Genomic DNA, 19,497 nt, shown 5'->3' with positions numbered 1-19,497 from the left:
CCCTTTTATAATTCATGTGTTTTTATAAAATCAATAATTTCATTAGCTTCCTTAGCATTATCCAAAACTCTAAAGAATTCTTCTTCTTCCAATAGTTCAACTAACTCTGACATAGCACGTAAATGACTATTATTATCTATTGCACTTAAGCAAAATACATATTTTACAGGGTCATTATTATCATTTCCAAATTCAACAGGATTTTCTAAAGTAGCAATCCCTATTGCAATTTCTTTTGCCCCTGCTTCTGGTCTAGCATGTGGAAGTGCCACATGTTTTGTAATTACTATGTATGGTCCAGACGCTTTTGCTGAATTAACCATAGCATCTACATAGGCTTCAGTTACTTTATTATTTTCAACTAAGACAGAAGCTGACTGTCTAATAGCTTCCTCCCAATCTTTAGCTTTTATCCTTAGTTTTATTAGCGTTTCATTAGTAATGTCACTTAGCATAGGTCCTTCTCCTTCCTTAGACGTAAAATTTTCTATCTGTGTAAAATAGGCTAATAACTCACTTGAAAGCATACTTTCAGAAGTTACTTTCGCATATTTTTTTATTATATCCATAACCTCATCGATTTTAGGTTGCCTTAAAAAAATATCACCCAATTGAATGTACACTTCACGTGTAACCTTATATTTTTCTTTTGGGGTCATAACAGGACTAACTTTAATCACTGGCACATCTGTTTTTAAACCCTCCGCCTTATAATTAGTTGTAAACACAATGTCTACAGATTCACTAATATTTCCCAGTTCAGAGAATTCTAGTATTGGTAGAAAATGCAAATCAGGGAACAAGCTTGTAAGTTCTGCATGTAAAATAGCTGAACTGCCAACACCATTTGAACAAACTATCAATGCTCTCCTTTTTCTAGGTCCATCAAACTCTTTTTTATCTGAGAAAAGGGTTGCAAAATGCATAGTTAAATATGCCAATTCCTCTTCTTGAATGTCTTCTCCAAATAGCCCACAAAACTCTTTCATTGCATTACTCACAATTCTATAAACTAATCTATATTCTTCTTTTACCTTTTCACAAATTGGATTATAAATAGGTAATTTAAATAAAAGTCTGTAATAGGCTGGTCTAAAATGAGAATATAGTCTCTTAAATATTTTTTCTTGACTTATATAATAAACTCCACTTAAATATCCAAAATTTGTCATCATTTTATTTACAATTTTTGAAATAACAGCTCTATCTTCTGTATCTTCTTCATCATTTCCTACTGATATACCTAAAATCCAAGCACTAATATACATTATATTATGAGATTTTATCTTCTCTTTACTCTCATATACTTCTAATAACTCCCTAGCAAATTTGTATTCCTTCATCGAACTCATGACTGCAATATTAGGAATATCTATATTTTCTTGAATAACTATTCTATTTGAATACATTCTTGCTTTTAGAAAGATAAAGATATATATAAACTCTATTAATCTATCTTCAACAAAAGTAATTTCATATTTTTTTACAAGCTTTAATATAATTTTTTTAGCTTCTTCAAAACTATCTAACTTATACTCTTCAATAAAAATATCAAATACTCTTGAACTTTTCTCATTAGATAGAGTTTCTATAATGTTTTTAATAAGTACTCTTCTAATTTCCATCTCATTCCCGACTAGGTAATATCCGTTTATACGATTGTTCTTAACTTTAATGTTCTTTTTTTCAAGTTCTGGTATCAAATCTTTAAAATCAAGATTTACAGTAGACCTACTTACTTTTATAGAATCTATAAAATGATTAATTGAAATATCCTCCAGATTAATAAAAAGCATTAAATACATATATAAAAGTCTTTCTGTTTTGCTAAAATAGTAAGTATTCTTAGAATAGTTTTTTTCGAGGATTTCTCTAATTGCATCTTTTGTATCTTTTTTAACAATAATATCTTTATCAGCTCTTAAATATATAAGTGGTACTTTTTTTACTTTAAGTATGTCATTGATTTTATTTATTCTATAAGTAATTTGCCTCTTTGATGCATTAGATTCTTCTTGTAGTTCGTCAGCTGTAATCAATGTGCTATTTAATAAAACCTGAAGAATTGATACAATTTCTTTATCCACTTCTATTAATCCCTACTTTCTTGTTAAGATTAGTCTTTGTATTATCACTAGATTTTCATCACCTCCACAATATTTATTTTATTTGATAATTTTAGCCTTTTCAATTTCATTTAAGTCTAACTTTTGTTTTAGATTAAGACAAAAATTAAACTTATCTAAAATACAAACTATAATACATGTATAGATTCTATAGATAAAAAAAGAGTTTCTTAAATAAAGAAACACAAGAAAAATTGATTTAAATAATAAAAATTATATTGATTATGAATAAATTACTACAACTAAAAAGCACATTAATTCAAAATAAAATTGATGTGCCTTATATATAACTCTAATATGTTAAGTCTGATTTTTAATTTGGAATTTAACATCCTTTGTTGGAACTTAAATTTGAAATCAACTTATGTAAATATAAATGTCACAGTCTATGTTCCTTATGATTTTAATATTTTAGACTAAGTAAGTTAAGTTTTTTCTTATGTAATAATCTATATTTATTTCATCCTTCTAAGTGTTTCGTCTACTGAAATACATTCTGCATATCTTTCATTCCAGATAAATTCATTGTAGTATTTATATGATTGTTCTGCTGACATAAATGAATTATCAACAGTTGTATTTGCATAAGCTGGGACTATTATATTAAACCCATGTTCAAATCCACATTTTATAGTAGCATCAATACAGTAATCTGTTTGAAGTCCAGCAATAATTATATTTTTTTCACTAGTACTTTTTAAGTATTCTAATAAGCCTGTTCCCTTAAAAGCACTATTTACTTCTTTATCAAAGATTTTTTCTTCATCACATGGTTTAAATTTTTCATATATTTCAAATCCGTTTTTACCTTTAGTCAACTCATTTTCAACTCCATCATCATGACGGACATAGATTACTTCTATATTATTTTTTCTTGCTGTATCAATTAAGCTTTCTATATTTACTACAAATTCATGAAATTTATATAATTTTTCATTTGTTATTAGTTTTTGTGTATCAACAATTAATAAAACCATACCTATTCCTCCTTGAATGTTACTCTAATAATTTCTTTATATTTTACTATAAAAGTAAATATTAGCCTATAAATTTTTATTGTGAAAAACCTATTAAAACTAGGCTCCAGCTTAAGAGAATATCTACAAGTAATTTTTACTTAAATTCAATTAATAAATAAGAGATAATCATATCACTCACTTAGCATATGATTATCCCTTACATTCTTAAAGAGTTTGTTCTTTCTCTTATAGTAAAAGTTCTAAATTGCTTATACTCTTGCTTTTTCTTATTTCTTGAATTTTTTTAATTTCGATATCAATCTCTCTATAAAAATTTATTGTTGTAATATCATATATATCAAACTGATTATATTTTCTATATCCATTTTCATCATTTTTCTTAGGATTTACTAATCCTTTATCCTCATAAAATTTTAGCGTGTCTCTAGATATTCCTAAAAATTTAGATACTGTCCAATTGTATACATTGTATCCTCCTACTGTTATATAAGTTCTTCATGTTCATTAAATTTCTTCCTATTAACAATTCCAACACCTTCTAAAACTTGAAGTATCACAATCATCATACCATTTGTAATCTTTGGAATTACTCTTTTTACTTCATAACTCAAGTATAAACTTATTAATATGATACGTTGTAAATATTATATTATCTACATGTATCTAACAATGATTCTTTACCTTTAAGATACACTCTCACATATTTAACTTTTACTTCAAAAGTTTTTCTAGACACAAAAATGTTCCCTTCATGATAACAGTTTTATTATTTTAACTATTTGTCATCATAAAAGGAACTTCTTGATTTTATCTCATTGGAATATATCCACGATACTGTGAATATGCGTCCATAGTTGCTATATCGCCTAAGAATACTGAGGCAATATTAAATTGTGGTTTTAAATATGGGAACTCTTCTTCTTGTGCCCATTCTGGCTTTTTGATAAATGATTTTGTCCCCTCAACCACAGCTTTATACCATTCTTCTTCTCCTTCAAACCATAGTTCTACTACACGATCAAAGGCAGTTGCTCCATAGTTAATCATGATTTTACTACTTACAAAACGATTAACATAACAGCAGTTTGTAAAGTATGGAACTACCTCATCATAGAACCATCCTTCTCCTTCTTCTTTAGAAATTCCATCTGGGTACTTAATCATAAATTGCCAACGATAGTTTGGTCCATCTTGTACAGTACGTCCTTTTCCTCTAAAATCTTCTTCCCAGTTTATTGGAATAAAAGCAAATATAAATGGTGGACATCCATTATCCCCACCTACTGCACGTCCTGCATCTCCACTTTCTGCATTCTCATGAACTTTTTTATTCTCCACATCTGGTATACACCCTTGCCAACGGAGAACATCCATAGGCATGTATTCTGTCATAATTCTATTTGCCATTTCAGGCATATGTTCATCTACAATCCAATAATGCTCTGTTAATTGCATCTTACGTACACCAAAACGTTCGCCTTCATCTGGTGTAGGATATGCTTGATAAAAAGCATATTTAGTACAATATGGTCCAAAATTACTAATACTATCTGGAATATGGTAGCGATATAACCAGTCCATTAATTTAGGTCTATACTCTTCCTTAGCAAGTCCTACATATATTAAACTTCTCATTATTTTAAATTCAAATCCCATAAACATTCTCCTATAATCAAATTATATTCATATGCTTTCAATTTCCCGTTTTTTTATCTTTCTCCAAAATACATACAGTAAATAAATCTACGCCTGCTCCTACATACCATACTCCTACTGCCATAGCCACAGCAACTTGAATACAAAGACTTTGTAAGTTAATAATACTTTCACCTGTCATAATAGTTAGACCTATGGCCCAACCACAAAGCCATGATGGTAAGAAAATTACTTTTTCAAATAAGGATGCAATTATAACTGCAAAAAAACCTAATATACCAAGTGTTAAAAATAATTCTAGATTTGGGTTGAGATTTATGTATTCCATAATTATAATAGCCAACACTGCCCATAAATCTCCACACCAAAAACCAAACATTATTTTTAATCCATCTTTTCGTTTATTACCATTTGTTACATATAATCCTGCACAAATTAATGCTACTGCTCCAGTTTTTATTCCTATATAAGGTGCTAGCACTGCCCATAAAGGAGGTAGTAAAGCAATCCCTATGGATAGTGTTAATATTTCTTTTTTCTTTCTATCCATTTCCTATATTATAATTAGTAGTTTCTATAGCTTGATTCATTCCCACTAACCTTATTGTTATTGGATTTGCAATCATAGATACTACAAAACAAATTAAGTGTAGTGGTATAAACATAGCAATGAACACTGGAGCTAATCTAACATTGTAATATGCAGGTACTAAAGCAATAATTGCTTCTATAGTCGATATGATAAGTGCTATTTGGATATTATTTACTATATTAATAATTCCAATTTGTTTAAAGTGTGGCTTTTCATTCATATAATAAATCTCCTATAACACTAATTAAAATATGAGTCTTCATATTTTAATTATTCTCCTAATGAAAGTTCAGCATGCTTTTCTTTGGTTAATGGTTCTATAAAATTGTAAGCGGCTTTTCTTTCTTTAAATTCTGGTGTTTTACGAACTTCTGCATAATGACCTTCCATTTTCTTAATATCATCACCATGTATAAACTTACCTGCTAAAGTATCATGAGCATGACCTAATTGCTCTTCTGGGAAACTAAATACAGTTTTTCCACTTGCAGTATCTAATTCTCCAACTATACCACATAGAGCACATATTGATTTTTTAGTACCTGGCTCAAGGTAGAATAATCTATTATTACAATGTGGACAGACTCCTTCTTCTCCTTTGTATAAAGCTTTTTCAAAATCTTCTGCTGCTTCAACTATGTTTAAACCTATTTGATGAACTTGAGCAAGTTTTGAGCCATCCATTACTAATTCCTTTGCCCATGGGAACCAAGCATTATCTATAACTTTCCACATTGGTATTAATGCTAACATAGCATGCTCACATTGAACTCTTGTACCCCAGTCTGACCCTCCTATTCCCATGAATGATATTACTTTATCATTAAGCATTCTTGGGTCTGGAGTTTTTCCTCCTGTAGCTTCTGCAACTTTTATTCCTATAATATTATTTCCTCTATCTGCTCTTGGTCCAAAACGGTCCATTATAGTATGGAATAGACCTGATGCTCCTTCCTCAAATATAGGGTCTGAAACTACTATCCCATCTGCATCTTTCATTTTGTCAAGTAACCATTCAAAATCATCCTTTAATACACACATACTACCTTTTCCAGATAATAAAGTCTTAACACATGCACAACATCCAGTACAATGTTTAATGTTAAGAGATGACATTTGAATAAATTCTACTTCAGCTCCTGCTTCTTGAGCACCTTTAAGTGCCACTTTACACATGGTGTCATTATTTCCATTTTTTGTTCCAAAAGAAATACCTAGTATTTTCATTTTTAACTCTCCCTCTTTAGTGTTTATTAATCTTCTTTCATTTTTAATATATAGAATCCATCATCTAGGGCATCTACAATGATGTAACCTCTATCGTCAACAATAAGATCTTCTGTTACTGCCAAGCGTGGTCCAGGGAATCCTGGGAAATAAGATTCTTCTGGCGTTTTATTTGGATTTGGTGGTATAAAATATGCTAACTCTTTGATGTAATATGGATCTGATACATCATAAACCCTTAATCCTGCATGGAAATAACAGCAATATACTCTATCTCCTCTTTGCTCTAGCCATGGTTTATTATCCATTGGCTCATGAAGGTTATGTGGACCAAATGGCCCTGGTTTTCCTAGCCCTGCAACATTAAAGTTAGGATATGGGAAATCCTTTGGTACTTCAGGATATGGGAATTGAGCAATTAATGTTGGTCTTGTTGGATTACTAACATCAACCATATGTATATTATTCATAGCTTGAACATCTGTAATACTCTCTGGCTTAAAAAACTGGAAACGTTCTCCCTCATTTTGCACAACAACTAAATCTCTTCCTGGTAATGGTAGTGCTGTATGAGTTCTTGCTCCTGCGAGTTTACTAGAAAATGCAGGCATAAATGGTAATTCACCTAAGCATCTTGGTCTTGTTAAATCTTCAACATCTAATACAACTAAACCAGCTCCTCCATAACCACAATATGCTTTTCCATCTCTTACAAATGGTGGTCCATGAAGCCATCCTTTATCCATAAATTCTGGACAATGAGGTGCTCCTGCATCAAAAGTTCTATCTGGATATCCATCTGCATATTGGTCTGGTCTCCACCACTTACCTATTTCCACTGGATTAGTTGGATCTATTATATCTATAACTCTATAAATCAGACCTTCAAATCCAACACAATCACTTGATAAATGTACATATCTTCCACCATTGTACATAAATCTATGAACACCCATTACATGCTTTAATCCACAATCCCAGTAACCTAAAAACTTAGGATTTAAAGGGTCTTCTTTTAAACTATATATTCTGATTCCTGCTTCACACTTAATACTTGCTAATTTAGCTTGATCTACAAGTGCTCCTGGTCCACTTCCACAACTCATAGCTACTATCATTAAATCATCTGCTATTTGAATTTTTGGAGTAGTTGTTGTAGGATACTCTTTTGGATTTAACATTTGAAAATGTTTTATAAATTGTGGATTATAAGGATCTGTCACATCACTAATCATTACTCCATTTTTTTTACTTCCCCCAAAACAACATCCATATAAATAGTATTTTTCATCTCTTTTGTACAGAGCCATCTGAAACATTCCACAAGTTCCATCTAAGTCATTAAAGGAACAAACTTCAAGATTTTTAACATATCCGTTATTTCCTTTTCCTTTTGCATAAAATTTATCTTCCATTTTTTCTCCCTTCTCATTTAAAATATTATTAATTGCTATACTTTCATTTTATGAGACAAACTTACTTAAATCCAATATCGTTTTCATGGGAATATATAAGTTATTCTTATTATTGAGCTACTCCATGTTAACTACCTTTCCAGCCTACTTATGTTGAGGATGGAGTAGTTAGTCTATCTTTGATAATTTTATAAAACCTAATATAGAAATATGTCTAAAACATATATTTTTATACAAATATTTTCCAATATTATTTAAAAGTAAATTTTCTTATACTATAATAAGTTTTAATTATATATGAATAAGGTCTACAAACAATAAAGTTTAAATAGGGGTGATTATTTGAATACTAAGCAATTGGAATATTTTATATCTGTAGCAGAAAATCTAAGTTTTACCAAAACAGCAGAAAAGTTTTATATTTCCCAAACTGCTGTTACACAACAAATAAAAGCTTTAGAAGAAAAAATAAATGTGACTCTATTTACAAGAAGTAAACGACATGTTGAGCTAACACCAGCTGGAAAAGTTTTTTTATCTGAGGCTCGTACTATAATAAAAAATATCAATGACGCTATTGAAAAGACACAACAATTTGCACATGGTTCTTTTGGAACTTTGAGTATTGGAATCTTAATAGGATATGAAAAAAACAAATTCCAACAATATTTAAAAGAATTTTCTAATACATACCCTAATATATCTATGGAAATTTGTACTAACGAGATAACTGAACTTTTAAACTTAGTAAAAAATAATTTTATGGATCTTGCCTTTGTTATTAATCCAGAGAATCAACCATTAAAAGATTTTGAATATAAAACTGTAGAAAGATATTCTTTGGTAGCTCTTTTACCCCATGGTCATCCACTTTGCAATGAGGATTCTATTGATTTAATTGAGCTACAACATGAGAAGTTTATTTTTGTAAAGGAAACAGGAGATGAGTATGGGCAAAAATCCATGATACAGAATAGATATCGTGAAGCGGGATTCGTACCTAATGTTGTACAACGTTCAAATGATTTTAATACTATTGAGTCACTAGTAGCCTCTAACATGGGTATATCCATTTTACCTTCATTTTGTGTTGTAGATACTATGATAAAACAGGATATTGCAATTGTACCTATAAATGAAGTACAAAATAGAATCGAAGTTGTAGTTGTATGGAATAAAAACAATACAAATCCAGCATTAGAAAAATTTATTTCTATAATATAAAATTAATTAATATTAACTTGGTCTTTAAAATAAAGTGTGTATTCTTCTAAAAAGTAATGATAATTAAAATATTAAATATCACTATATAAATGAAGGTGCACACTTTTTATGTTTAACAAAAACAAAATATTAAAAAAACTTATTGAAGAATATGATGTTAAAACAACTACAGATGTTCAAGACATGTTAAAGGATTTATTTGCAAGTACAATTCATCAAATGTTAGAAGCGGAGCTTGATGAGCATCTAGGTTATGATAGGTATGATAATAAGAATAAAAATACTAAAACTCTAGAAATGGATATAGAAATAAAAATGTTAAATCAGATTTTGGAGAAATAACTTTAAATATTCCAAGAGACCGAAATGTAGATTTTGAACCAAAGGTAATTAGAAATTGGACTCAAATTTTAGCTCATTTAAGTATTTACTTTGAAGAAAGAATTTTAACTTTAAGTTAATAAAGAAATATTTCAAAAAATTCAAGAAATTTTCTTAAAGGGATAATAATTTTTGCAAAAATGGAAAAAATATCAAAATAAGCCTATGATTTTTAAAGCCATAGCCTTATCAATAAATATTTAATTATCACTTAAAAGATAAACTTTTATTTAAAGAATACACATAAATATTTCCAAACTCAAAAACCTTATTGTTTTAATAACACCACCAAGTCCAGCTGTTATTTTTATTCCTATTTTCCCAGTTCCAGGTATACCTACCTTTAATGTATTCTTAATTATATTTGCACATAAGTTCTATTTTCCTTTTACAATTCTAATAGTTTTATTAAAGCCAAGGTATATATCTCCATATTCTTTCGTATATGCTCTATTGGTACTCTTTCATCTGCTCCATGACCACCAGTTTTATACTCTAAGAACTTAGGTCCAAACGCCACCATATCTTTAAACCAACTTGCATATGTGCCACCACCCATAGCAATTGTATATCCATTTTCATCTGTTACTTTTTCATAGGCTTCTAATAACTTTTTAAGTACTAAACTACTCTCATCCACATAATGTAAGTCTTTATGATCAATAATCTTTATTTTCCAACCATTACAAAAAAACTTTTTGAATCTATCTATTATATTGTTTAAAACTATATTTTTACCATACCTTATATCTAACTCACATATGATTTTTTCTTCATTCACTTTTAATATTCCTAAATTTAAAGTAGTGCTTTTGAACACCTCATCATATTGATTAATTCCCAATGCATCTCCATAATAGTCACTACAAAGGTATTTTGAAACTAATTCTATATCTTCTCTATACTGAAAATCCATATTATCTTTAACTATCTTTATTATCATTTTAGATATAGCATTTTCTCCCTTTTCAGGATTACTTGCATGCACAGCTACTCCTTTAGTAGTTAATTCTGAAATAATTCCATTAATAATCTTTGCAGTACAATAAGACGGAACAACATTTTCTTTAGTTCCTCCACTTACTATTATGTAAGGTTTACTTTTATCAATTTTAATCTCTTTTTCTATCCTTATATGAACTCTTCCTTTTTCTCCATTAACCACTGGATACATAGCATCTGGAGTAAAGCCCATACTTGGAATTTCTTCACCTTTATCTAAATAATATTTGATACACTTCATACCTGTTTCCTCATTTGTACCAAAAATTAATCTTATTCTTTTATTAATTGTAGGGTACATATCCTTTATGTTTTTCAATACATGTATAAGCATAGATACAGCCCCCTTATTATCTATGGCACCTCTTCCATAAATAACATTGTCAATTACTGCTCCCGAAAATGGATCTACACTCCAACCATCTCCTGGGGGAACTACATCTAAATGCATTGGAATTCCTATTAATTCTTCTCCCTCTCCAATTTCTGCATATCCAATATAATTATCAATATTTTTAACGCTAAAACCCAAACTAGTGCAGTAATCTAAAGTTTTATCTAAAGATTTTTTAGGTCCGATACCAAAAGGACATTGTGAAATAGGTTCACCTTGTTGTGTATCAATTTTTATTAATTCTTTTAGGAATTCTACTGTTCTATTTAAACTATTATCTACACTTCTGCTTATATCCATAAATCAACCTACTTTCTGTTTTTTTAAAGCCTGTTCTTAAAGAACAGGCTTTTAGCATTAAAAACTATTTTCTTGTGAATACTAATTCGCAAACTTCATCATCATGAGCACATTTTTGAGCAAACTCTAATCTAACACCTTGTGCACAATCAACTCTTCCATAATCACCGTAGCAAGCTAATCTACAAATTTCTTTTCTTTCTTCTTTAGTTAATCCATACTCTTTCCAAGCAGCATCTAATGGACAGTGATGGAATTTTAAAACTCCATTCTCATCTGTATTTTCTACTAATTCCATTTCAAACACTTTTTGTCCTTTACTGTTATATAACATTTCTGCCATTTTTCCTGGAGTATCTGCTACGCTATATTTTTGACCTCTCATTTTGCCAAATCCATATATTGCTTCTTTACATATATCATCTGGATTAACTCCTAATTTTTCAGCTTCTTTCATAAGAAGATAGAACCATACTGCTCTTTCTCCTGTTGCTCCTCTAATTCCTTCTAAATATTCCTTCTCTGTATACATTTTTTCTGACATGTCTTTCTCCTCCTAAAATTAAATTCTATATTTTAATCATTGTAAATTAGAATATTCCAATTAATGATCCTACTAATGCTACTACAACTAAAATTACTAATAACTTAGTTATTGTCCACTTCTTGTATTTCATTCCCCAATATACGAAGAATACAACACCAAGTGGTAATAAACCTGGAGCAATCATATTTAATGTGTCTTGAACAACAATTGCTTTACCACCAATATCAAATGATAATGGAGTTGAAAGCTTAACTGTAGTTGCAGATAATGCTCCCATCATAAACATTCCTAGAATTGAAGCACCATCAATTATCTTATTGACAATACCACCTGATAGAATTTTCTTAATTGAATCTCTACCTAAAGAATATCCTAAATGGAATAAGTAATAACCTTCGCAAAATAGTAATATACTAAACATTATTGGGAAAAATGCACCTATAACACTTCCTTCTGCTCCAAATGAAGCACCTAAAGCCAAGAATATTGTTTGAAATGTACCAAAATCTAAAGTATCTCCAATTCCAGCCAAAGGTCCCATAAGCCCATTCTTAACACCTGAAATAACTTCTCCTGGGATTTTTCCTTCAGTAGCTTTCTCTTCTTCCATAGCTAAAACTGTACCGTGAATTAACCCTCCCCATATAGCTTGAGTATTAAAAAATTGTAAATGCCTCTTTAACGCATCTATTAAATCTTCTTTTCTCTTATATAACTTTTCTAAAGCCGGAGTGAAACTTGCACAAACTGCTAATGCTTGCATTCTTTCAAAAGAGTTAGATAATTCTGCTGTCCACCACCATCTTAGATATGTTTTTGTTACATCTTTCTTCGTAAGTACTCTTGTCTTATTAACTTCAGTCGTACCTTGTTCATTTTTAACTTCTTTGTTTTTTATTTCTTGCATTATACTTCACCCACCCTTTTATCTTCTTTCATAAATGTAATTAAAAGAGCTATACAAACACCAAATATTGCAGCTGCAGTGATTGATATTTCAAAATATTGAACCATAAAAAATCCTATAATAAACATTGGTAAGAATTTATTTTTACCTATAGTAAATATTGTTGTTGCAAAACCTAATGCAGGTAATATACCACCCATTACTGTTAATCCATTCATTAACCATTGTGGTATAACATCTAATAATGATTGAACTAAATCTGCTCCAAAAAAGTTACATACAAAAACTATTGGAAATCTTAAAACAAACCCAAATATTAAAGAGTAAAGTGTTGCACATCTCCAGATACCTTTTGTATTACCTTCTTCGGCATACTTATCTGCCTTATGAACTAATACAGCATTACCAGTTCTTCTTAAGTTATTAACTAATACTCCTATAACACCTAAAGGTACCGCAATAGATACTGCAACTTCTGCATTAACACCAGTTTGAAGTGCTACTGGTATTGCAATAAGAGCAGCTAAACATTTATCTGATGGAATATTTCCTCCTGCTGCTACCATTCCTAGATAAACCATTTCTATACTTGCACCAACAATCATACCAGTTGTTACATCACCCCAAAGTAATCCAAGGCTAAAACCTATAAATAAAGGAGACTTTAGTGTTGAGAAAAGGGTATACCCTGCAAGACCTGCTGCAAACCAATACCATAATCCTGTTACAATTGCCAACATCAAAACAGATTCCATTTATAATTCCTCCTAATTTATAAATTTTTATTTAAATTTCTTTAACGCATTTTCATACGTCATAGATGATTCCTCTGGTATAACCTGTAGAACTATTTCAACCCCATTTTCATTAAGTTCATTTAGTTGTTCTACATCTTCATTTCCTAATGAAACAGCTGTAAATACCATCTTCTTTCCTGCTTCATTTGGAATACCTCCTAATTGAATCTTTTCATATTTAAGACCTGCCTTATACGCCTTATTTGCCATATCAACGTTCTTAAATAGAATAAATATATTTTTATCTCCTAAAGTATTGTTTTGGAATGCTTGCCCTGCATCTTCTACTGTTAAAATAGCCACTTCTACTCCTGATGGTGCTGCCATCCTATATACGTCAGCCATAAATTCATCTTGACCTAAGAAGTCATCAACTATTACTATTTTTTGAGCTTGAGCGATTTTCACCCATTTTGTTATAACTTGTCCATGAATTAATCTATGATCTACTCTTACTAATGTTATTTTTGCCATTATATCCACCTCATAATTTATATTTTTTTAAATTCTTTAATTAAATCCACACAAAGGCTATTATTTTTTCTGACGATTCTTTCTGGTAATGTATGTACTTTATCTTCTTTGCTTAATTCTTCATCTACGATTAAAATTGTCTGTAAGCTAAGTCCATTTATTGCATCTATCCCTCTTCTTATAGCAACAGCTATTGCAACATTTGATGTAGATCCCCCATACAGATCTGATATTATAATTTTCACATCCTCTTTATCTACTATTTCTTCAACCTCTTTCATGAATACAGAAACATCTTTTTCAGGGCTTAGTGATAAAACTTCGTATTGATTTGACAATCCAAAGTTTTTATTTGCTTCTTCTACTAATACTTTTCCCCAAGTTCCATGGCAGAGTATGATTGCCTTATATTTATTCATTGCTAAACAAACTCTCCTTTATAGCGATTAATAATGTGATTTAACTCTACTTCGTCCTCGTCAGGTACCATTTGAATTGATACATTAATATTTTTTTTAATAAATTCATCTATTAAAAGAAATTCTTTTTTATTAATGTATACACTTTGAGATATTTTCTTTTTTCCTATCCCTGTAGGTATTCTTCCAATAATAAGTTTTTTAATATCAATTCCTTCTTCTTTCATTCTATTTGCAGTATCTAAGTTTTTAATTAATACAAAAACGTTATCATCAGCTTGGTTATTATAAAAATACCTCCTTGATTCACTTACAGTTAATATTGATAAATCAATATTCTTTGGTGCTGCCATTTTTATCAAACCTTTAGCAATAACATCATTGGTTGTTTCATCATCTACTACTACTATTTTTTTAACACCTAGATGCTTAACCCATTTATATATCACTTGACCATGTATTAATCTATCATCACATCTGCAATATTTTACTAAAGACATTTTTAATCGAACTCCTTTTTCTATTACATTGAGCCAAGAACTTTATTAATATGGTTTATACCAGTTTTCCCCGCTTCAATACATGTCTCTGCTAACTCTTCTAAACTTTTTCCATCTCTATTAATTAAAGCTTCAAGTAGCATTGGAAGATTTACTCCAGTAAGTGCATGAAACTTTCCACCTTTTTTAAGGTTTAAACTTGCAACATTACTTGGTGAACCTCCTAATAGGTCAGCTAATACTAAAACTCCGTCACCTTCATCTAATTCATTTAACTTTTCTACAAAATTTCTATTTAAGTCTTCAATATTATCATTCCTATTTAGTTTAATTGCTGCTGTTCTTTCTGCTGGTCCTGCAATAAGTTCACAGCTTTTTATAACTTCTTCACTAAAATTCCCATGAGTCATAACTATTATCCCAATCACCAATCTCACCTCACTTTTCTTGTCACTTTTTATATAAGCAATTGTTGTGCCAACTTATGTGTATCAATAACAAATGGCTATTTTACAGGATTTAATCAAATCTTTTTACTTAATTTATAAAAAAAACTCACTTTTTCAATATGTATCAAAATCTTTTTCAAACCTGTATCAAATCTGTATCAAAAATAGGTAAAAAAAAGATAGCCTTTTGGCTATATTTAAATTTTGTATCAACTTTTGAATTTATCTGTATCATACTGTGATTCAAATATATCTAATATATTTGCATATTCCATATCTGAAATAATTATATCGAATGTCTCTTCTACAAGCTTAAAGCTTTCTTTTATAACTAAATATAATTCTTTACTTCTACTAATTCTTTCTTCATATAATTTATAAACTAAAGACTCTTTTATTATTACTCTTTCAATCATACATGAACAATGAAATATAAACTTTACTAAAAGCTCATCTTGAATTACTAAAGAATAATGTTCGCTAATTCTATTAATTACTTCTTTTAATATAAAATAAGCCTTTTCCCCATTTAAAAAAGTCAAAGTTTTACTAATATTATCAATTAGTAATCTATCAAAATATCTACCACCATTATCTTTTTCAGCATACATAATTTCCATATCTCCATAATGTTTCTTTATAGATTCTATAATATTAAAATATAATTTCTCTAATGTCATTTCCGGAGTTAAGGCCTTTCTAGTTGCTTCTATTACAATAGGTGTACTTACCATATCTATTGCTTTTACTTCTTTTCCAGTAGCATCATGAATAACTTTAGCAAATGTTAAAATAGATCCCATATCAGTTAGAATTAAAATTCCCTTTCCTTTGTCAATTTCATTGGCTATTTCTACAGCTTGGACTAAAATATCCTGAACTCTATCTTCTAATCCCATATTGATTGCCACCGCATGGTTACAATCCAGTAAAGTATTAGCTACATTCACCATGCTAGATGCCGTAGATTCACCATGCATTATAACTAATATTGCTATACTCTCCTCATTTAATCCCACATAAGATAAATAAAGAAACGTTGCTAAAAAAATTGCTTCATCTTCTGGAAACTCAACTCCATACATTAACGACATGTTAGATAATATTTCTTTTGCTATGTTATATTCATATGCTCTTTCCTTCATAATCTCATCTTTATTAGGATGCTTTACTATGTTCCCAATCTTTATTCTTTCAATTAAATTCTGAATATGTAAGGCTATAGCTTTTATTAATTTATCTAATCCTTCTCTTTTGCTCCATTTATCATGCTTTTGTAAAATATACTTCACAGTAGTTGCAATTGAATCATTAACAATATTGTTATAAGCTGTTTGATTACTACTATTATATATAAAAGTATTCATTAAATTATAGGAATACTTCTGTATATCTTCATCTATAACGCTTCTAATTTGTGACTCTTTAATCCCTTCCTGTTGAAGTTTATTCCAAGTTTCTTTTATCATTCCATAGAAATCTAAATCATATTTTTTATTTTCTATTAATAAATTTTCACTTTCAAAATTCTTTTCTTCTGGTAAAAAAATAATATCATCTTTCCCAATAAAACTGAAGTTTTGTACAAACTCCTCTTTTCTATTATTTCCATATAATGATTCTCTAATATTGTTTGGTAGAAGAGAGAGTCTTACATATACACATTCTCTTTTATAGGTCATATAATCTAAAAAAGCTCTTGCACAAATTAATTGTATGTCGCTTTTTAATTGTCCTATATTTCCCTTACACTTATATAAAATAAATGCCTTAATAACTTCTTTTGAAACCTTTAACTTAACACCAATCCTAATACTTTCTTCTTTAAAAAAATAACATATAAGCTTCATTCTCTCTTGAAAGCCTCTTTCCTCTAAAGACGGAATCTTTATAGTTACAGGTATTCTTCTTAAAAACGTTTCCAACATTGCTATCTCTGGATCTTCTGTAGTAGCTGCAATTATCATAACCCTACACTCATGTACCTTATTAGCCTCTCCTAATCTTCTATATATACCTTTATCCATAAGCAGAAATAACATTTCTTGTCCCTCTGCAGATAGTCGATGAACTTCATCTAAAAACAATATTCCATTATTAGCTTCATGTACAATACCATATTTATCTTTATCAGCTCCAGTAAATGCTCCTTTTACATATCCAAAAAGCTGTGCTAATAATAATTGCTGATTATCAGAATAATCAGCACAGTTAAATATGATAAATGGTGCATTATCACTATCTTCTTTTATAGTTAAACTATACTTATACATATATTCTGCAAATATAGATTTACCAACTCCTGTAGGTCCTATTATTAATGTACTCAACCCCTTAGGTGGATATATTACTGCTGCTTTAGCTTGCTCTATCTGGGACTTTAAACTTCCGTCACATCCTACTAAATTAAAAATATTGTTCTCTTTTTTTATACCCTCTACAATATACTCATCTTTGATAGAATCATTTTCACTATATTCGTTTATAGAGTTAATATTATCAAATATCCCTGTATTTAGTTTCTTTCCTAAAATACTCTCAATACGTTCTTTATATAAGTACTGAACAGGTTTTCCCTTTATCTTTATAATGATATTTTCCTTTATTAATTGATTTAATTCCTTACTAGCATTACTTCTATTTATACCTACTTCAGTAGCAATATGTTCTGCATCAAATCCAAATCTAATGCCATTATTAAGGTTCAAGTGTTCTTCTGTTAATCTTTTCAAGCAAATTAAAACTTTTTCTTTCCTTGATAGCTTCTTTTGTGTCATAGTTAACCTCCCCTACAAGCAGTAATACTGTTAAATATTTATTATTAAGCTTAATTCTACAATATTTCAATATTTTTGTCTAATTGTGTAGCTATTGATTTTCTTTCCTGTTCATTTTATAATATAAATTACGTTACCCTCATCTTTTATAGAGGAGGAATTTATATGAATTTTTTATCAGATTTACACACCCACTCTATAGTCAGTGGTCATGGCTATAGCACTTTGTTAGAAAATATTAATTATTGTAAAGAAAATGGAATTAAGATACTAGGTACATCTGAACATGGTCCTAAGATGCCTGGTTCTCCCCACAAATGGTACTTTCACAACATTCAAAATATCCCAAGAATCATAAATAACATTATAATCTTAAGAGGATGTGAAGCAAATACACTAGACACTGAAGGAAACATAGATTTAGAACCCTTTGTCATTTCTCGATTAGATTATCTTATTTTGTCATTTCATGAAGCCGTTTTTTCACCAAATACATTAGAGAATAATACTAAAGCCTTAATAAATGCAATAAATAAGCATGATAATATTGAAATATTAGGCCACCTTGGAAACCCAAACTACCCAATCGACTATGAATTAATCATTAAATTAGCCATGGAAAAGAATATCTTAATAGAGATAAATAATTGTTCTATCAAAGGAGTGTCAAGAAATGGTAGCTCGGATAATTGTAAGTATATTGCTACACTTTGCAAAAAACATGGTACTAAAATCATACTAACTTCAGATGCTCACATTTGTTTTGATATAGGTAACTATGAGTATTCTGAGAATATCTTAAAAGAAATTAATTTTCCAAATGAATTAATAATGAATTATCCTAAAAAACTTATTAATCATTTTCACCAAAAAGGTAAATTACTAGATGTTGATTATACAAATATTTAAGTAATAATACATGCTTGCTTTAACTCTTATAAAAATTAGAGTATTATCCTATTTAAAATGCCAATCTCATATTAACTACAAATAGACTATAATTTACGTATTTGTCTACTTTTTATATATTTACTTTTCAAATTTACACAATTTATTCCAAGTAAATACAAACAGGATGGGTTACCTTGTTCTTTAGGCAACCCATCCTTCATTAAGTATATTATCACATCATCATTTATTTGTATCTCTATGCTATCTATTTCTCTTTTCTTATTCATTATTACCTTTGAAACACTGCTCCATTATAAATCCAACAGAGCATATATTTTGCTACAATTTTATAAAATAATATTAAATTAGAGTTAATTGTTCATTGTTACTTGTTTCGTCAATATCTTGTTCTCTAAATAAATCATGTCCAGGTAAAATA

Annotated in this window: 23 protein-coding genes; 4 read left to right on the top strand and 19 right to left on the bottom strand. The window is 29.4% G+C overall.

The window, feature by feature from the left end; genetic code table 11:
• Window positions 1-5: 5 nt before the first annotated feature.
• The 9 genes from IC214_RS07255 to IC214_RS07215 form a co-directional block, all read right to left on the bottom strand.
• Complete coding sequence (locus tag IC214_RS07255) at window positions 6-2,087, bottom strand: PTS sugar transporter subunit IIA (protein ID WP_227866431.1); 2,082 nt, start codon at window positions 2,085-2,087, stop codon at window positions 6-8.
• A 494-nt stretch (window positions 2,088-2,581) separates the two neighbouring features.
• Window positions 2,582-3,103 (bottom strand): cysteine hydrolase family protein, encoded by a 522-nt coding sequence (locus tag IC214_RS07250; protein ID WP_227436482.1) that lies wholly within the window; start codon window positions 3,101-3,103, stop codon window positions 2,582-2,584.
• Between the two features lie 228 nt (window positions 3,104-3,331).
• Entirely contained in the window at window positions 3,332-3,538 is a 207-nt protein-coding gene (locus IC214_RS07245; protein WP_255606536.1) for a MerR family transcriptional regulator, read from the bottom strand.
• 50 nt (window positions 3,539-3,588) lie between these two features.
• Window positions 3,589-3,717, bottom strand: coding sequence for a winged helix-turn-helix transcriptional regulator (locus IC214_RS07240; protein WP_227436484.1), 129 nt, complete (start codon window positions 3,715-3,717; stop codon window positions 3,589-3,591).
• Window positions 3,718-3,913: 196 nt separating this feature from the next.
• The gene (locus tag IC214_RS07235; protein WP_227436485.1) at window positions 3,914-4,768 is read right to left on the bottom strand and encodes an acetyl-CoA hydrolase; all 855 of its coding nucleotides are present in this window, start codon (window positions 4,766-4,768) and stop codon (window positions 3,914-3,916) included.
• 31 nt (window positions 4,769-4,799) lie between these two features.
• On the bottom strand, window positions 4,800-5,312 hold the full coding sequence (locus IC214_RS07230; RefSeq protein WP_227436486.1) for a DUF1097 domain-containing protein: 513 nt from the start codon (window positions 5,310-5,312) through the stop codon (window positions 4,800-4,802).
• A complete protein-coding gene (locus IC214_RS07225; protein WP_227436488.1) occupies window positions 5,305-5,574 on the bottom strand; it encodes a hypothetical protein in 270 nt (89 codons plus the stop codon). The genes IC214_RS07230 and IC214_RS07225 overlap by 8 nt, the downstream gene beginning before the upstream one ends.
• A 50-nt stretch (window positions 5,575-5,624) precedes the next feature.
• On the bottom strand, window positions 5,625-6,581 hold the full coding sequence (locus IC214_RS07220; RefSeq protein WP_227436490.1) for a flavodoxin family protein: 957 nt from the start codon (window positions 6,579-6,581) through the stop codon (window positions 5,625-5,627).
• A gap of 26 nt (window positions 6,582-6,607) precedes the next feature.
• Window positions 6,608-7,996, bottom strand: coding sequence for a hypothetical protein (locus IC214_RS07215; protein WP_227436492.1), 1,389 nt, complete (start codon window positions 7,994-7,996; stop codon window positions 6,608-6,610).
• Window positions 7,997-8,338: 342 nt separating this feature from the next.
• On the opposite strand from IC214_RS07215, the gene IC214_RS07210 reads away from it, so the two are divergent.
• The 3 genes from IC214_RS07210 to IC214_RS21005 all read left to right on the top strand — a co-directional run bounded on the left by IC214_RS07210 (window position 8,339) and on the right by IC214_RS21005 (window position 9,681).
• The gene (locus IC214_RS07210) at window positions 8,339-9,220 is read left to right on the top strand and encodes a LysR family transcriptional regulator (protein WP_227436494.1); all 882 of its coding nucleotides are present in this window, start codon (window positions 8,339-8,341) and stop codon (window positions 9,218-9,220) included.
• 108 nt (window positions 9,221-9,328) lie between these two features.
• The gene (locus tag IC214_RS07205) at window positions 9,329-9,562 is read left to right on the top strand and encodes a transposase (protein ID WP_255606218.1); all 234 of its coding nucleotides are present in this window, start codon (window positions 9,329-9,331) and stop codon (window positions 9,560-9,562) included.
• A complete protein-coding gene (locus tag IC214_RS21005) occupies window positions 9,559-9,681 on the top strand; it encodes a hypothetical protein (RefSeq protein WP_413926651.1) in 123 nt (40 codons plus the stop codon). The genes IC214_RS07205 and IC214_RS21005 overlap by 4 nt, the downstream gene beginning before the upstream one ends.
• Window positions 9,682-9,989: 308 nt before the next feature.
• Here the strand turns inward: IC214_RS21005 and IC214_RS07200 are convergent, their stop codons facing one another.
• The 9 genes from IC214_RS07200 to IC214_RS07160 form a co-directional block, all read right to left on the bottom strand.
• On the bottom strand, window positions 9,990-11,297 hold the full coding sequence (locus IC214_RS07200; RefSeq protein WP_227436496.1) for a M20 family metallopeptidase: 1,308 nt from the start codon (window positions 11,295-11,297) through the stop codon (window positions 9,990-9,992).
• A gap of 64 nt (window positions 11,298-11,361) precedes the next feature.
• Entirely contained in the window at window positions 11,362-11,841 is a 480-nt protein-coding gene (locus IC214_RS07195; RefSeq protein ID WP_227436497.1) for an L-2-amino-thiazoline-4-carboxylic acid hydrolase, read from the bottom strand.
• Window positions 11,842-11,887: 46 nt separating this feature from the next.
• A complete protein-coding gene (locus IC214_RS07190; protein WP_227436499.1) occupies window positions 11,888-12,751 on the bottom strand; it encodes a PTS system mannose/fructose/sorbose family transporter subunit IID in 864 nt (287 codons plus the stop codon).
• Window positions 12,751-13,506, bottom strand: a complete 756-nt coding sequence (locus IC214_RS07185) for a PTS mannose/fructose/sorbose/N-acetylgalactosamine transporter subunit IIC (RefSeq protein WP_003425166.1) — start codon at window positions 13,504-13,506, stop codon at window positions 12,751-12,753. Before IC214_RS07185 ends, IC214_RS07190 begins: the two co-directional genes overlap by 1 nt.
• Window positions 13,507-13,533: 27 nt before the next feature.
• Window positions 13,534-14,022 (bottom strand): PTS system mannose/fructose/N-acetylgalactosamine-transporter subunit IIB, encoded by a 489-nt coding sequence (locus IC214_RS07180; protein WP_227825074.1) that lies wholly within the window; start codon window positions 14,020-14,022, stop codon window positions 13,534-13,536.
• 17 nt (window positions 14,023-14,039) lie between these two features.
• A complete protein-coding gene (locus IC214_RS07175) occupies window positions 14,040-14,441 on the bottom strand; it encodes a PTS sugar transporter subunit IIA (RefSeq protein ID WP_227436503.1) in 402 nt (133 codons plus the stop codon).
• Between the two features lie 2 nt (window positions 14,442-14,443).
• Window positions 14,444-14,941: a PTS sugar transporter subunit IIB gene (locus IC214_RS07170; protein ID WP_227436505.1), complete on the bottom strand. Its 498-nt coding sequence runs from the start codon at window positions 14,939-14,941 to the stop codon at window positions 14,444-14,446.
• 23 nt (window positions 14,942-14,964) lie between these two features.
• Complete coding sequence (locus tag IC214_RS07165) at window positions 14,965-15,369, bottom strand: PTS sugar transporter subunit IIA (RefSeq protein WP_227436507.1); 405 nt, start codon at window positions 15,367-15,369, stop codon at window positions 14,965-14,967.
• 230 nt (window positions 15,370-15,599) lie between these two features.
• On the bottom strand, window positions 15,600-18,167 hold the full coding sequence (locus IC214_RS07160) for a sigma-54-dependent transcriptional regulator (protein WP_227825076.1): 2,568 nt from the start codon (window positions 18,165-18,167) through the stop codon (window positions 15,600-15,602).
• A gap of 165 nt (window positions 18,168-18,332) precedes the next feature.
• On the opposite strand from IC214_RS07160, the gene IC214_RS07155 reads away from it, so the two are divergent.
• The gene (locus IC214_RS07155; protein ID WP_227831484.1) at window positions 18,333-19,076 is read left to right on the top strand and encodes a PHP domain-containing protein; all 744 of its coding nucleotides are present in this window, start codon (window positions 18,333-18,335) and stop codon (window positions 19,074-19,076) included.
• An 86-nt stretch (window positions 19,077-19,162) separates the two neighbouring features.
• On the opposite strand, the gene IC214_RS07150 is transcribed toward IC214_RS07155, so the two are convergent.
• Window positions 19,163-19,345, bottom strand: coding sequence for a hypothetical protein (locus IC214_RS07150; RefSeq protein WP_227866430.1), 183 nt, complete (start codon window positions 19,343-19,345; stop codon window positions 19,163-19,165).
• Window positions 19,346-19,497 lie beyond the last annotated feature (152 nt).

Source organism: Clostridioides sp. ES-S-0190-01, from assembly GCF_020658275.1.
Taxonomy (GTDB): domain Bacteria; phylum Bacillota; class Clostridia; order Peptostreptococcales; family Peptostreptococcaceae; genus Clostridioides.
Note: the sequence above shows the minus strand (reverse complement) of the source record. Positions and strands in the feature narration are given on the sequence as shown.